This is a genomic window from Rhizobium nepotum 39/7 (assembly GCF_000949865.1).
GTDB lineage: Bacteria > Pseudomonadota > Alphaproteobacteria > Rhizobiales > Rhizobiaceae > Agrobacterium > Agrobacterium nepotum.
Genome location: NZ_JWJH01000001.1, coordinates 1 through 13535, shown reverse-complemented (window position 1 = coordinate 13535; position 13535 = coordinate 1). Strand labels below are relative to the sequence as shown.

The following is a 13535-nucleotide window of genomic DNA, read 5'->3' as shown; positions in this document are numbered from 1 at the left end:
TTTTCGAAAAAGACGGTTTTTTCCGCAACTGAGATATAAGCGCCGATTCTCTTTTTGGCGCAATAGGCTTTTTTCTCGGATGCGAAAGTCCCGCTAAGGCATTGTGGAAGAATCAGATTTTGTTTTTGTGACAGATTGTCGGTTAGCCGCGGCTAACTTCACTCTCGGTCCCTTAATAATGCGGTATCCATCTTTCTTTGTGGCTGCTCTGCAGAGAGAGGTCGAAGTTTGCCGCGGCTAACTTTGACGATCTCTACTCATGCGATGGCCGGTCTCGATGGCGGAAAGTGAAGGGTGGACATTCGGAGGTGTTTAATCTCTACTCATTGACTAGAGTATCAATGGGTCCGGCGCCCATCGCCTGATCGTTCGTGCTATCGAAGGTTGGAGGATTGAATGTCCTATGATGTCGCTATCGTCGGGTCGGGTTTTTCGGCCATCTGTACCGCCGCTCATCTTTTGTCATCCCTGCCAGCAGACGCTTCGATCGCCATCGTCGGCGATGATTCTGATTTCGGACGTGGCACTGCCTATCGTACCGAGTTGCCCTATCATCGGCTTAACGTACCGGCGGGCCGCATGAGCGTCTTCCCAGACCGACCGAATGACTTTCTCGATTGGCTGACGGGAAACGGGCTTGGGGATGATCCTTTGTTGTTCGCCTCGCGCGGAGATTACGGTCTTTATCTGAGGGATAGGCTAGCGGCTCTGCTGAGAAGCCGGGATCAACGGGCGAGGGTGGACTTCATCCGCGCAAAGGCGTCCGGCTGCCGGCCGGATAGTGACGGCGGATATTCTTTCGTTCTGGAGAATGGCGAAATGCTGCTCGCGCAGAATGTTGTTTTATGTCTGGGTGTCGGTGCGGCGAGTTTGCCGGTGCAAACTCTGGCGAAAGAGGAGAGCAGGGCGCAGCATGTTATTGGGCACTGCTGGCAGCCGGGATGGTTGTCGCGGGTGAAGACGGGGGACCGTATCTGTATCCTGGGTTCGGGCCTGACGATGATCGATCAGGTTTTGACCTTGCGTGGGAAAGGGCATCGCGGTCCAATCCACGTCTTATCCCGCCGAGGGCTCGTGCCGCATCCGCATGTCAGCCCGCCGCTACCGGCCGCTGAGCCGTTCTTGCCTGAAGGTTCGACCGAAATCAGCCGCCTGTTGCAGTCCCTGCGCAGACAAGTGAATGAAGGAACGCCATGGCGCACGGTGATGGACGGTCTGCGGCCAAAGACGCAGCTGCTTTGGCAAAGCCTAACCTCCGAGCAGCGTGGACGATTTCTTCGGCACGCCCTGCCCTGGTGGAACATCCACCGGCACCGGATTGCGCCTGAAGTCCACAAGGCATTCGAAACACTTCTTTCTGAGGGGACTTTGGAGATCCACGCCGGTTATCTCCGCTCCCTTGAGCAAGGGCAAGACGGGATTACCGTGCTTTATCGCCGCAGACATACGCAGACGCTTAGGGATATTCAGGTTGATTGGGTTGTTAATTGCACGGGCATGGAGAGAGCGGGCATTGGTCATTCGCGTCTTCTGGAATCCATGCGCGACGATGGTGTTATTTTGCTCGACTCTTTTGGTCTTGGAGTCGAAGTTGATGATCAGTCCCGTTTGTTACGGGCAGACGGACAAATCTGGCCCGGCCTATTCGCCGCCGGAGCGCTGACGGCTGGCCGCTTCTGGGAAATAACTGCAGTGCCGGATATTCGGGTGCAGGCACAGAAAATCGCACGGACCGTTACGGACAGAGTGGCATTGAGCAGCCGCGTGGCCGCGCACGGCTGATTTGGCGGAGAAATGAGTTGAAGCCGACTGCGTCCGCACGCACTTCCTCGGGTACTGCTTTTTCTTGGGTTCTTTGGTTTTTGAAGTTAGCCGCGGCAAACTTGTTTCTTCTGTAATGAGGGAGCCATCCGAAATGCCATTGGTCCTGATTTGCAAAGCAGGAGGTAGACTGCGAAAACGTCTTACAGGAGAGGCTAGGCAACGACTTTGAAGCTGCCGGATTGCGCGGCGAGTTCCAGTTGCTAAATAATTTACATCACTTATGGAATGTTGACGTTAAATCGGCTATAAAATCAGAAAAATACGGAAATTATGAAAATTATTTGCGAGGCTCAATGGAAAAGCAGATGCTGGTGCGGTTCGAAACGGCTGACACTCAGGCTGGCGGTCAGCGTCGGCCTTTTGCCAAGGCCGTTCGGGCGGGTGATTTTGTCTATGTGTCCGGACAGGTACCGACCGTCGATGGCGAGGTGGTAACCGGCGGCATCGTGGCGCAGACGGAGCAGGTTGTGGCCAATATCAAGGATGTTCTGGCACTTGCCGATTGTACGCTCGCCGATGTGGTCAAGGTCAATGTCTGGCTTGACGACGCGCGGGACTTTTCGAGCTTCAACGCGGTTTTCCAGAAGCATTTCATCGATCATCCGCCGGCACGCTCCACCGTTCAATCGACCCTGATGGTCGATGCGAAGGTGGAAATGGACGTTATCGCCTACAAGCCGCTGGACTGATTCCAGTTTTTGCCGATTTTGAGAGCATATGATGACATATCCCTGGCCTGACAAGGGCACTCCACTCAACGCGATTTCGACGCCAATGCCGGTGATCGACGAAGACCGGCTTGCCGCCAATATTTTGAGGGCGCAATCCTATCTCGACGGTCATGGCAAGGCTTTCCGCCCGCATATCAAAACGCACAAGATACCGGCCATCGCGAGACAGCAGCTTCAGGCGGGCGCCATCGGTATCAATTGCCAGAAGGTCAGCGAGGCGGAGGTTTTCGCGGATGCCGGTTTCGACAATATTCTGATCACCTATAATATCCTTGGCGCGGCAAAACTTTCGCGGTTGAAGGCGCTGAATGCGCGTATCGGACAACTGAGCGTCGTTGCCGACAGCACTGTGACAATTGCCGGCCTTGCCGGCACATTCGATGCGGAAAGACCACTTTCCGTACTTGTTGAATGTGATACCGGTGGAAAACGCTGTGGCGTGCAGACCCCCGAAGCCGTATCGGAGCTTGCAGAAAAGATCGTTGCGGCACCGGGCCTTAAATTTAGGGGTATTTTGACCTATCCGGCCCCCGGCGACGCTGAAAAGGTGGAAAATTTCATTCGTGAAACCATGGCGCTGCTTGCGGAAAAGGGCATTGACTGCCCGGTTCGCTCCAGCGGTGGTTCACCGGATTTTTTCTCCGCGCATCTCGTTCCCTCCGCGACCGAACACCGGGCGGGCACCTATGTCTATAATGACCGCTCGATGTTGCGTGCCGGACATTGCACCGCCGGTGATCTGGCGATGCATGTTCTTGCTACCGTGGTATCGAAACCCACACCGGACCGCGCCGTGCTGGATAGCGGTTCCAAGGCCTTGACCTCTGATCTTCTGGGTTTCAGCGATTATGGGCTGATCGAAGGGTATGAAGGCGCAAAAATCACGTCGTTATCGGAAGAACACGCGGTCGTCGATTTGTCCGGATGCACCGCAGGCCGGCCCGAAATCGGCGATGTGGTCAAGGTCGTGCCGAACCACACCTGCGTCGTCAGCAATCTTTTCGACAGGATGGTTTTTCATCGAAACGGTATCGTGACGCGGGTTGAGGAGGTCGCGGCGCGCGGCACCGTCTGGTAATATTACCCGGCTAATTAAATTGCGAAAAGGATGCTGCCAAAAGGTGGGCACCGGCAACGAGAATCACAGTTATGCGCATATTCACGGCATCGCTCGCCACCGAAACCAATACGTTTTCACCCGTTCCGACGGATATGGATGCTTTTCGCGCCGCTTTTTATGCCGGGCCGGGCGAACATCCGGAAACGCCGACACTTTGCTCGTCGCCGGTGCCAATTCTGCGCCGCCGTGGCAAGGCGGAAGGGTTTACGGTAATCGAGGGCACCTCCTGCTGGGCAGAGCCGGCGGGGCTGATCCAGCGCCAGACCTATGAAACGTTGCGTGACACCATTCTTGCCGAGCTTGCCGCCGCCCTGCCCGTCGATGCCGTGGTTCTTGGCCTGCATGGTGCCATGGTGGCGCAAGGTTATGACGATCCAGAAGGCGATTTTCTGTCGCATATCCGCGCGCTGGTCGGTCCCGATGTGCTGATAGCGGCGGAATTCGATCCCCACAGCCATCTGACGGCGCTGAGGGTCGCTAATCTCGACATTATGGCAACGTTTCTGGAATTCCCCCATACGGACTTCGAAGAACGGGGCGAGCATGTCGTGGAATTGGCGCTGCGTACCTTGCGGGGAGAGATCAGGCCGGTCATCTCCACGTTCGATTGCCGTATGATTACCATTTATCCCACCAGCCGCGAGCCGATGCGTTCCTATGTCGACCGGTTGAAGGCGTTGGAGGGCAGGGATGGCATTCTGTCCATTTCCGTCATTCACGGTTTTATGGCCGGCGATGTACCGGATATGGGCACGCGTATCATTGTGGTTACCGATGGTGACAGGGCGAAGGGCGATGCTCTGGCGCAAAAACTTGGCCGTGAGCTTTACGCCATGCGCAAGCTGACCGCGATGCCGATGCTCGACACCGAAGCGGGTCTCGACAAGGCTCTCGCCATTCGGAGCGAAAATCCGGATATGCCGGTCGTGGTGTCGGATATATGGGACAATCCCGGCGGCGGTGTCGCGGGCGATGCCACTCATATTCTGCGACGCCTGGTGGAGCGCGGCATGGATAATATCGGCGTCGCGACGATCTGGGATCCGATTGCCGTGTCCTTCTGTCATGCGGCGGGCGAGGGCGCGGAGATCGATTTGCGCATCGGCGGCAAATCCAGCCCTGAAGGTGGCCAGCCGCTTGATTTCCGGATCAGGGTGATGCGCACCGCCGAGGCGGGATGGCAGAGTTTCCGCAACAGCCGCGTCACGCTCGGACGTGCCGCCGTTGTCCGGCCGGTCGGAACGGAGATAGATATCATTCTCATCACCAGCCGAACCCAAACTTATGAGCCGGATATCTTTTCCAATCTTGGCATCGATTTCGCCAGGAAAGACGTGCTGCTGGTGAAGTCGACCAACCACTTCCACGCGGGTTTTGCGCCGGTCGCATCCGAGATCGTTTACATCGCCGCCCCGACGTCTTACCCGACCGATCCGGCAAAAACCGCCTATCGCAAGGCAAGCCTGCAGCTTTGGCCAAGGGTGGCCGATCCGCTGGGGCTGGATTGAAGTTGTGGCGGCTTCAGATGCGCTCAAGCGAGATCAGGAAAAACGCACCTTCGCTTTGATGCGTCTCGACGGTGAAAGGCAAATCGCTTTCGATCATCAGGCTGTCCAAGCTCTCCAGGCGGTCTTTGCCATTGCCGCTGGAGATTGTCAGCGGATCGAGCGCGAGAACAAGCGTCGTGTTGCCGGCAGCGTCTGCGAAAAACGTGCCGGACCGCCTTTGCACGCTGTGGCGAAAGGTCGAACGACGGGTCATGACGTTCAGATCGACGATCGGACCGTTGTATAAGGTTGCGTTCACCGGCACATCCGCCGGAAAGGGCAGGGGCGCACTTTCGATCGTCAGGAGAAGCGGGTTATTTGCGGCGATTGCCAACACCATGCCGTTTCCCTCAAGAATAGACAGGGTGCGGTCTATGCCGGGAAAGATGGAGAACGGGCCGTTGCTGGCAACTGTCGCCATGCTGATGCGCCAGTCGAAGTCATCCACAGAGGCATCAGGCGGAAAGACGGCGATTTCCACCGTCTCGCCACCACCGTTTTTCCAGGGCATGCGTTTGTAGCCGCTTGCACGCAACAGGGTCATGTTTCTACTTCCGCAAGGTTTTGGCCGGAAACCGTTTTCCGCATTCCCGGCCATGCTGGATCAGTTGCCGAGAATGCCGGGCAGTCGCAGACCCTGTTCTTCTGCGCATTCCACGGCGATCTCGTAACCGGCATCGGCATGGCGCATCACGCCGGTTGCCGGGTCGTTCCACAGCACACGCTCGATGCGACGGGCCGCATCATCGGTGCCGTCGCAGCAGATGACCATGCCGGAATGCTGTGAAAAGCCCATGCCGACGCCGCCGCCGTGATGCAGCGAAACCCAGGTCGCGCCTGACGCCGTGTTGAGCAGCGCATTCAGGAGCGGCCAGTCGGACACGGCATCCGAACCGTCCTTCATGGCTTCGGTCTCGCGGTTCGGCGAGGCGACGGAACCCGAATCGAGATGGTCGCGGCCGATGACGATCGGGGCGCTGAGTTCGCCGCTCCTGACCATTTCGTTGAAGGCGAGCCCGAGGCGGTGACGATCACCAAGGCCAACCCAGCAGATACGCGCCGGCAGTCCCTGGAAGGCGATGCGTTCGGCGGCCATGTCCAGCCAGTTGTGCAGGTGCTTGTTGTCTGGAAGCAGTTCCTTCACCTTGGCGTCGGTCTTGCGGATATCCTCGGGATCACCGGAAAGAGCAGCCCAACGGAAGGGGCCGATGCCACGGCAGAACAGCGGGCGGATATAGGCAGGCACGAAGCCCGGGAAGGCGAAGGCATTTTCGAGGCCTTCTTCCTTGGCGACCTGGCGGATGTTGTTACCGTAGTCGAAGGTCGGGATGCCCATGTCCTGGAAGGCGATCATCGCCTCGACATGTTCGCGCATCGAGGCGCGTGCGGCCTTTTCGACGGCCTTCGGGTCGCTCTCGCGCTTTTCCTTCCACTTGGCCATCGTCCAGCCTTTCGGCAGGTAGCCGTTTATCGGGTCGTGCGCCGAGGTCTGGTCGGTCACCATATCCGGACGGATGCCACGGCGGACCATTTCCGGCAGGATTTCGGAGGTGTTGCCGAGCAGGCCAACGGACTTCGCCTCACCGGCAGCGGTCCAGCGCTCGATCATCTCCATCGCCTCATCGAGGGTTTCTGCGCGGGCATCGACGTAACGGGTGCGCAGGCGAAAATCGATCGAATCGGGATTGCATTCGATGGCAAGGCAGCAGGCACCGGCCATGACGGCGGCGAGTGGCTGGGCGCCGCCCATGCCGCCAAGGCCGCCGGTCAGAACCCACTTGCCCTTGAGATCGCCGCCATAATGCTGGCGCCCGGCCTCGACGAAGGTTTCGTAGGTGCCCTGCACGATGCCCTGGCTGCCGATATAGATCCAGGAGCCGGCGGTCATCTGGCCGTACATGGCGAGACCCTTCTTATCCAGCTCGTTGAAATGATCCCAGGTCGCCCAGTGCGGCACGAGATTGGAGTTGGCAATCAATACACGCGGCGCATCCTTGTGGGTGCGAAACACACCGACCGGTTTGCCGGACTGGACCATCAGCGTCTCGTCTTCGTTGAGATCGCGCAGCGTCGCGACGATCTTGTCGAAGTCTGCCCAGGTGCGGGCGGCGCGGCCGATGCCGCCATAAACCACCAGTTCGTGCGGGTTCTCGGCCACTTCAGGATCGAGATTGTTCATCAGCATGCGCAGCGGCGCTTCGGTCATCCAGGATTTCGCGGTCAGTTCGGTTCCACGCGCAGCGCGGACGTCGCGAATATTATGACGAGGATTGGTCATTTGGTTCCCCTTTTGGTGTGTGCCAGTGTCAGCGCAGTCGTCTCGATACGCACGAGAATATCTTTCAGGTGGATGCGAAGTTTCGCCGCCTTGGCGTCATCATAGGCAAATGGCGGTGCCTCGGCCGTCAGATGGGTGGATTGCGCCAGTTCCATCTGGATGGCGTGCACCCCGGTTTCGGGCTTTCCGTAGTGGCGCGTCGTCCAGCCACCCTTGAAACGGCCGTTGAGAATGCTGGTGTAACCTTCCGCAGCAGCGGTCGCTTCGACCACCATTTTCTCAATGGCGGGATTGCAGGTCTTTCCCATATCCGTGCCGATGTTGAAATCCGGCAGCTTGCCTTCGAAGAGGAAAGGGATATGCGAGCGGATGGAATGGCAATCGTAGAGAATGGCGATGCCGTGGATGGCCTTCACCCGCTCTATTTCCGCTGCAAGGGCTGCATGATAGGGCGCGTGAAAGGTTTCCAGCCGATAGGCTATATCGCCCTGGTCGGGTTCCTGCCCCTCATTCCAGATCGGCTTGCCGTCGAAATCGGTTTCCGGAACGAGGCCCGTGGTGTTCTGTCCGGGGTAAAGGCTGACGCCCTCGGGGTCGCGGTTGGCGTCGATCACGTAACGATGAAAGGTGGCGCGCACCGTGGTCGCGTCGTCCAGCAGATCCGCATAGAGATCATGAATGTGCCAGTCGGTATCGGCAAGCATCTTGCCGTTGTCGTTCAGGCGTTGCCAGATTTCCGCCGGCACATCGGTACCGGTGTGGGGAAGGCCAAGAATGACGGGCGATGAGCCTTGCCTGATGTCGAAGATGTGCATCTTACACCTCCAGCTTCGGCAGGATGCCTTCCGAAATCACGGAGACCAGAGCGCCGGTGGCAATCAGCTCTGCCGCCGCCTTCAGGTCCGGCGCCATATAACGGTCCTCTTCCAGCGAAGGGATCATCGTACGCAGCACGGCGATTGCCTTTTGCAGCTCCGGACTGGTTTTCAGCGGCCCGCGCAGTTCCACGCCCTGAACCGCCGAAAGCGCCTCGATGCCGAGAATGGCAAAGAGATTTTCCGTCATTGCCAGAAGGCGGCGCGCGCCATGGCAGGCCATGGAGACATGGTCTTCCTGATTGGCGGAGGTTGGCGTCGAATCGACCGAGGCCGGATGCGCCATCTGCTTGTTTTCGCTCATCAGCGCGGCGGAGGTGACCTCGGCAATCATCAGGCCGGAATTCAGCCCCGGCTTTTTCGAGAGAAAAGCGGGAAGGCCATAGGAAAGGGCAGGGTCGACGAGAAGCGCCACGCGGCGCTGCGCGATCGCGCCGATCTCGCAGATGGCGAGCGCCGTCTGGTCGGCGGCAAAGGCTACCGGTTCGGCGTGGAAGTTGCCGCCGGACACGACGGAATTGTCGGAAAGCACCAGCGGATTGTCCGTCACCGCATTGGCCTCGATTTCAAGCGTGCGGGCCACTTGCCGCAGAAGATCGAGGCAGGCGCCGTCCACCTGCGGCTGGCAGCGGATGCAATAGGGATCCTGGACGCGCTCGTCGCCTTCGATATGGCTCACGCGGATTTCGGAACCTTCCAGCAATCCGCGAAGTGCAGCACCCGCGTCGATCTGCCCCTTGTGGCCGCGCAAAGTGTGAATATCGGGATGAAAAGGTGCGGAAGAACCCATGGCGGCGTCGGTGGAAAGCGCACCTGTTATCAGGGCTGCCTGTGCCGCGCGGTGGGCGCGGAAAAGACCGGCGAGCGCCAGCGCCGTAGAGGTCTGCGTGCCGTTGATCAACGCCAGGCCCTCCTTGGCGGCAAGAACAACCGGGGTCAGCCCGGCTCTTGCGAGCACCTCGCCGGCGGGCAGAAGCGCGCCTTCATAAAAAGCCTCGCCTTCGCCCATCATCACGGCGGCCATATGGGCAAGCGGGGCGAGATCGCCGGATGCGCCGACCGAACCCTTTTCCGGAATAGCCGGGATTACGCCTTTTTCCAGCATCTCCTCAATCAGTCGCACCAGTTCCAGCCGCACGCCGGATGCGCCGCGACCGAGCGAAATCAGCTTCAGCGCCATGATAAGGCGCACGACATTTTCCGGAAGCGCCGCACCGACGCCGCAGCAATGTGAAAGAATGAGATTGCGCTGCAGCTTTGCCACATCGGCTGCATCGATCTTGATGGAAGCGAGTTTGCCGAAACCGGTATTGATGCCATAGACCGGGGCATTGCCGGCGGCGATCTCGGCGATGCGGGCCGCCGCCTTTTCGATACCGGCATCGAATGAACGGTCGAGTTTGGCAGCGCCGTTATCCCAGTAGATCGCGGCAAGATCGGCAAGGGTCACAGTGCCGGGGTGAAGCGTGATGGTCTTCATGGTCATGGGCAAACTTTCTGTCCCCTGAAAATGCGGGCGTGGAGCGGATTGAAGCCGATGCGGTAGACAAGCTCGGCCGGGCGTTCGATATCCCAAATAGTGAAATCGGCGGATTTTCCGGCTTCCAGCGTGCCGGTTTCAGCCAGCAGGCCGAGCGCCTTCGCGGCATTGCGCGTCGTCGCCGTCAGGCACTCTTCCACTGTCATGCGGAAAAGCGTCGCCCCCATATTCATGGTCAGAAGCAGGGAGGTGAGTGGGGAGGTGCCGGGATTGCAATCGGTCGCGAGCGCCATGGCGGCGCCTGCGTCGCGCAGAGCCTGAACCGGTGGCAGCTGTTTTTCCCGGAGTGCATAAAATGCGCCCGGCAGAAGCACGGCCACCGTTCCCGCTTTTGCCAGCGCCCCAGCGCCCACCTCATCAAGATATTCCAGATGATCTGCAGAAAGTGCACCATAGGATGCGGCAAGCTCTGTACCACCGAGGTTGGAAAGCTGTTCGGCATGCAGCTTGACGGGAAGCCCGCGCTGTTTTGCCGCCTCGAAAACCTGGGTTATTTCCTCGACGGAAAAGGCGATGCCTTCGCAAAAACCATCGACCGCATCCACCAGCCCTTCCGCATGGGCTTTTTCCAGCCCCGGCAGAACCACTTCCATAATATAATCGGCGTTACGGCCCTTATATTCGGCGGGCGTTGCATGCGCGGCCAGATAACTGGTGACGATTCTAACAGGGCGCAGCGTTCCAAGCCTGCGGGCGACACGCAGCATTTTCAGTTCGGTTTCAATATCGAGACCGTAACCGGATTTGATTTCGACGGTCGAGACGCCCTCGGCCAGAAGCGTGTCGAGACGGGGCAATGCCTGTGCCAACAAAGCCTCTTCCGAAAGTGCGCGTGTGTCGCGCACCGAAGAAACGATGCCGCCGCCTGCCTTGGCGATCTCCTCATAGGTCGCGCCATTGAGCCGCATTTCGAATTCCATGGCGCGGTTGCCGCCAAAGACCAGATGTGTGTGGCAATCGATCAGAGCCGGGGTGATCCAGCGTCCACCGCAATCGGTGACCTCGTTGGCCGCTGCCAGATCGGCAGGCAGATCGCGTTCAGGGCCGGCAAAGGCGATGCGGCCATCGCGTACGGCGATGACGGCGTTTTCGATTGCGCCGATGCCTTCCATCAAGGGGTTGAAGGTTGCCAGCCGGGCGTTGCGCCACAATTCAGCAGCGTTTTCCGTCGCCATTCCCTTTGCAGATTTGTTCCCTGGCATTTGCTTTTCGCCTTTCTTTTGTGGCTCAAATGTATATACATAATAACGAGCTTGGCAAGCCGCAATTTCATGTTTGAAAGTGGCCTTGCCCGATCGACGAAGAGGAGAGGATGGCATGACGGCAATTCACGCGGGCGCAGCGCTTCTGGCTGGCGGATGGGCGCAGGATGTTCGCATTGTTTGCAATGATGGCGCTGTTTTATCCGTCGAAAGCAATGTTTCCCCGCAGTCGCAGGATGAGCGGCATGCCGTCATCCTGCCTGCCATGCCCAATCTCCACAGCCACGCTTTTCAACGGGCCATGGCCGGACTTGCCGAAATTCGCGGGCCTGCCGATGACAGTTTCTGGAGCTGGCGTACCGTCATGTACAAGTTCGCATTGTCCATGACGCCGGATCACGTCGAGGCGGTGGCCGCCCAGCTATATATGGAAATGCTGGAGGCAGGTTTCGGGCGGGTCGGCGAATTTCATTACCTGCATAATGACAGGGATGGCTCGCATTACGGCAATATCGCCGAGATGGCCGAGCGTATCGGTGCGGCGGCCGCGCAAACGGGTATCGGCCTGACATTGCTGCCGGTATTTTACGCGCATTCCGGTTTCGGCGGCCAGACGCCGATTGACGGGCAGAAACGTTTCATCCACTCGCTCGACAGCTACGAACGGTTGATGCAGGGCGCGCAGGCCGTGGTGAACGCATTGCCGGGTGCTGCGCTCGGCATCGCGCCGCATAGCCTGCGCGCCGTAACCGGCAGCGAACTGGCCGCCATCGAGCCGCTTGCAAAGGGCGGGCCGATCCACATTCATGTGGCGGAGCAGGTAAAGGAAATCGAAGATTCGCTTGCCTTTTCCGGTGCCCGGCCGGTGGAGTGGCTTTTGGAGAATGCACCCGTCGATGATCGCTGGTGCCTCATTCATGCGACGCATATGACGGACGCTGAAACGCGCCGCATGGCAAAAAGCGGCGCGGTTGCCGGTCTCTGCCCGATCACGGAGGCCAATCTCGGTGACGGCATCTTCCCCGCGCCGGATTTTATTGCGGAAGGCGGCCATTACGGTGTCGGTTCCGATTCCAACATCCTCATCTCCGTGCCGGAAGAATTGCGGATGCTCGAATATTCGCAGCGCCTGTCGCTTCGGGCGCGCAATGTCATCGCCGATGCCGGGCGATCTACGGGCGAGAAACTGTTTCGGCAGGCGCTCGAAGGTGGCGGCAGGGCGCTGGCATCACGAAATGGCATAGAACAGGGAAAAAGCGCCGATTTTGTTGCGCTTGATGTCACAGCCGTTTCCTATCTGCCTATATCTCAGATTCTCGACCAGTGGATATTCGCGGGTGGCGTTCGCATCGATTCCGTCTGGGTGCGTGGTAAAAAGCTGGTGCAAGCGGGTCGGCACGTTCATCGCCACGAAATATCGGACCGCTTCAACAAGGTCATGGCCGAACTTGTCGATAGCTGATATGCGCTCGATAGGAACGAGATCGAGCCGTTGGAAGGCATTGCGGACGTGACGAAAGCATCGGCCGGGCAAACCCTGCACCAGCGTATCCTCAGCGATATCGAGGGCCGGATCGTATCGGGGGAATGGCCACCGGGTCACCGGTTACCCTTTGAGGTCGACCTCGCCGCCCATTACGATTGCTCACGCATGACCGTCAACAAGGTCATGGGCCAGCTTGTGACGGCTGGTCTGATCGAGCGCCGCAAGAAATCCGGCAGCTTCGTTCGTCAGCCGCAGATCCAGTCTGCGGTTCTCGAAATTCACGATATCAGGGCTGAAGTCGAATCCCTCGGCCTGGTATATGGCTTTAAAGTCCTGGAGCGCGTATCGCGTGCGGCAAAGCGAGACGATCGCGCAAGTCTCGACGTTGCTATCGGAGAAACGCTGCTCGGTATTGTCTGCATCCATTTTGCGGGCAGGCGCGAATTCTGTATCGAACAGCGTCTCATCAGCGTGGCCGCCGTGCCGAAGGCCGCAGAAGCTGATTTCACGGAGATTGCGCCCGGACCCTGGCTGCTGGGTCATGTTCCGTGGAGCACTGCCGAACACCGGATCAGCGCCGAAACGCCCTCGAAGGAGATCGCACGTTTGCTGGGCATCTCCGAAAGGCAGGCCTGCCTTGTCGTGGAACGGCGCACATGGAGCAATTCGGGTGCCGTCACCTATGTACGCTTCACTTATCCCGGCAATGCGCACGCCCTGGTCGCCCGTTTCAGCCCGTCTTCCGACTGAGGTCGGGAACACATACCTCTGCAACAGCTCTAGAGAACCCCTGTCCTGGAAAGGGGAAGCTCCGGTTTTTGCCAGGCGGCTGCGAAAGTGTTAAAATCTGTTAGTTTGTATGACTAATTTCAAACTCTCCTTTAGAATCAATCACTTTCGAGTTTTTTCTAGAATTTGTATTTTGTTGTGTT

Annotated in this window: 11 protein-coding genes; 6 read left to right on the top strand and 5 right to left on the bottom strand. The window is 58.6% G+C overall.

Annotation, left to right across the window (positions count from 1 at the left end; genetic code table 11):
• The first annotated feature begins 396 nt into the window (after positions 1–396).
• The 4 genes from RS75_RS00055 (at position 397) to RS75_RS00040 (ending at position 5183) form a co-directional block, all read left to right on the top strand.
• Positions 397–1782 carry an FAD/NAD(P)-binding protein gene (locus RS75_RS00055; protein WP_045016151.1) on the top strand — a complete coding sequence of 462 codons (1386 nt, stop codon included), beginning with the start codon at positions 397–399 and terminating at the stop codon, positions 1780–1782.
• Between the two features lie 335 nt (positions 1783–2117).
• The gene (locus RS75_RS00050; RefSeq protein ID WP_084686306.1) at positions 2118–2513 is read left to right on the top strand and encodes a RidA family protein; all 396 of its coding nucleotides are present in this window, start codon (positions 2118–2120) and stop codon (positions 2511–2513) included.
• 31 nt (positions 2514–2544) lie between these two features.
• Complete coding sequence (locus RS75_RS00045; protein WP_045016657.1) at positions 2545–3633, top strand: D-TA family PLP-dependent enzyme; 1089 nt, start codon at positions 2545–2547, stop codon at positions 3631–3633.
• Positions 3634–3704: 71 nt separating this feature from the next.
• A complete protein-coding gene (locus RS75_RS00040) occupies positions 3705–5183 on the top strand; it encodes a M81 family metallopeptidase (RefSeq protein ID WP_045016149.1) in 1479 nt (492 codons plus the stop codon).
• A 13-nt stretch (positions 5184–5196) separates the two neighbouring features.
• Here RS75_RS00040 and RS75_RS00035 read toward each other — a convergent pair whose 3' ends face one another.
• The 5 genes from RS75_RS00035 to hutI are packed head-to-tail and all read right to left on the bottom strand — an operon-like array spanning position 5197 to position 11117.
• Complete coding sequence (locus RS75_RS00035; protein WP_045016146.1) at positions 5197–5766, bottom strand: HutD/Ves family protein; 570 nt, start codon at positions 5764–5766, stop codon at positions 5197–5199.
• Between the two features lie 60 nt (positions 5767–5826).
• A complete protein-coding gene (hutU, locus tag RS75_RS00030; RefSeq protein ID WP_045016144.1) occupies positions 5827–7500 on the bottom strand; it encodes a urocanate hydratase in 1674 nt (557 codons plus the stop codon).
• Positions 7497–8315 (bottom strand): N-formylglutamate deformylase, encoded by an 819-nt coding sequence (hutG, locus tag RS75_RS00025; RefSeq protein ID WP_045016143.1) that lies wholly within the window; start codon positions 8313–8315, stop codon positions 7497–7499. Before hutG ends, hutU begins: the two co-directional genes overlap by 4 nt.
• A 1-nt stretch (position 8316) precedes the next feature.
• Positions 8317–9861: a histidine ammonia-lyase gene (hutH, locus tag RS75_RS00020; protein WP_045016140.1), complete on the bottom strand. Its 1545-nt coding sequence runs from the start codon at positions 9859–9861 to the stop codon at positions 8317–8319.
• The gene (hutI, locus tag RS75_RS00015; protein WP_045016138.1) at positions 9858–11117 is read right to left on the bottom strand and encodes an imidazolonepropionase; all 1260 of its coding nucleotides are present in this window, start codon (positions 11115–11117) and stop codon (positions 9858–9860) included. Before hutI ends, hutH begins: the two co-directional genes overlap by 4 nt.
• A 115-nt stretch (positions 11118–11232) precedes the next feature.
• Here hutI and RS75_RS00010 point away from each other — a divergent pair, with 115 nt between their 5' ends.
• Positions 11233–12579 carry a formimidoylglutamate deiminase gene (locus RS75_RS00010; RefSeq protein ID WP_045016135.1) on the top strand — a complete coding sequence of 449 codons (1347 nt, stop codon included), beginning with the start codon at positions 11233–11235 and terminating at the stop codon, positions 12577–12579.
• Positions 12580–12627: 48 nt separating this feature from the next.
• Positions 12628–13353 carry a histidine utilization repressor gene (gene hutC / locus RS75_RS00005; RefSeq protein ID WP_200893606.1) on the top strand — a complete coding sequence of 242 codons (726 nt, stop codon included), beginning with the start codon at positions 12628–12630 and terminating at the stop codon, positions 13351–13353.
• The last annotated feature ends 182 nt before the right edge of the window (positions 13354–13535 follow it).